The following is a 1,475-nucleotide window of genomic DNA, read 5'->3' on the forward strand; positions in this document are numbered from 1 at the left end:
GGTTGAACTCCGTCTCCGCCGCCAGCATGATGCGGGCGGCGGCGACGAAGCGTTGGCCGGCCGGCGTGATGGAGACGCCCCGCGCCGGCCGCCTGTCGAAAATGCGCGCCCCCATCCCGGCCTCGGCCAGAGTGATCGCCGCGAGGATGGAGGATTGCGAGATGTAGAGCGATCTGGAGGCCGCCAGCACGCTGCCAAGGCGGGCGACTTCGCAGACATAGCGCAACTGCCGAATGGTCAGATTCATGGCTCTTTGTTACATTAAATAGCGAATATTCCCCACAACAATACATTTTATGGTGATGAAAAAACCCGCCAGATTGCCCGGGCTGACAAGGCTGCCGGAAGAGCGGCCATGAAGTGAGGGGTTCGAACTGCATGCCGAATGGGCTGTCTCCCATTGCCGACGCCGATGATCTGTGCCGCCTGGCTGCTGCGGAGCTTAGCGCCGCCTACCGCGCTGGATCGCTGTCGCCCGTCGAGGTGACGCTGGCGGCGCTGGATCGCGCCGAAGCGATCAATCCGCTTTTCAACGCCTTCACCATGATCGACCGCAAGGGTGCGATCGAGGCCGCAGGTGCTTCCGAGAAACGATGGCGGGCAGGCGAGCCGCTGTCGGCAGCCGACGGCATACCGACGACGCTGAAGGACATCGTCTGGGTCGAGGGCTGGAGCGTGCGTTACGGCAGCAGGACGACGACTTCCGCCGCCTATGACAAGGATGCCCCCGCCGTTGCCCTGCTGCGCAGAGCCGGCGCCGTCTTCATCGGACAGACGACGACGCCCGAATTCGGCTGGAAGGCGATTACCGACAGCGGCCTCTGCGGCATCACGCGCAATCCCTGGAATGCGCAAAAGACCCCCGGCGGTTCCTCCGGCGGAGCGGCGGTGGCCGCCGCCACCGGCGCCGGCGTCTTCCATCTCGGTACCGATGGCGGCGGCTCGATCCGCATTCCGGCCTCGTTCACCGGCATCGCCGGATTGAAGCCGACCTTCGGCCGCGTGCCCGCCTATCCGTCCAGCGCGTTCGGAACCGTCGCCCATATCGGACCGATGGCACGGACAGCACTCGATCTTTCCGTCATGGCCGGCGCCATGTCCGGCCGTGATATCAGCGACTGGCAGCAAGGCGTGGGAACGCTGGCGCCGCTTGGCCGGATCGAAGAAGTTTTGCGGGGCGCCCGGATCGGCTACTGGTCGAAGCCGCCTTCAGGAGCGCTGGATTCCGGGATCGCCGCCGTCGTCTCCCACGCCTTGACGTGTTTCGACACCTTCGGCGCGACGGTCGAGCCGATTGATCTTCCCGGTGGCGATCTCCTCGACCTGTTCCAGCATCACTGGTTCACCGGCGCCGCGGCGCGGCTGGCGCTGGTTCCGCCGAGCGAACGGGCGGGCATCGATCCGGGCTTCCTGGAGATCGCACAGGCTGGGGCGGCGTTCGACGTCCATACGCTCGTCGCCGCACAGTTGGAGCG

Annotated in this window: 2 protein-coding genes; one reads left to right on the plus strand and one right to left on the minus strand. The window is 65.9% G+C overall.

The window, feature by feature from the left end:
* Positions 1-247: LysR family transcriptional regulator (locus tag EN750_RS34010; RefSeq protein WP_127399253.1), on the minus strand; the 247-nt coding region annotated here is incomplete at its 3' end.
* Between the two features lie 131 nt (positions 248-378).
* Between EN750_RS34010 and EN750_RS34015 the strand changes: the two genes are divergently transcribed.
* A partial coding sequence (locus tag EN750_RS34015) for an amidase family protein (protein WP_127399254.1) occupies positions 379-1,475 on the plus strand: 1,097 nt, incomplete at its 3' end.

The organism is Mesorhizobium sp. M7A.F.Ca.ET.027.03.2.1 (genome assembly GCF_003999175.1).
GTDB lineage: Bacteria > Pseudomonadota > Alphaproteobacteria > Rhizobiales > Rhizobiaceae > Mesorhizobium.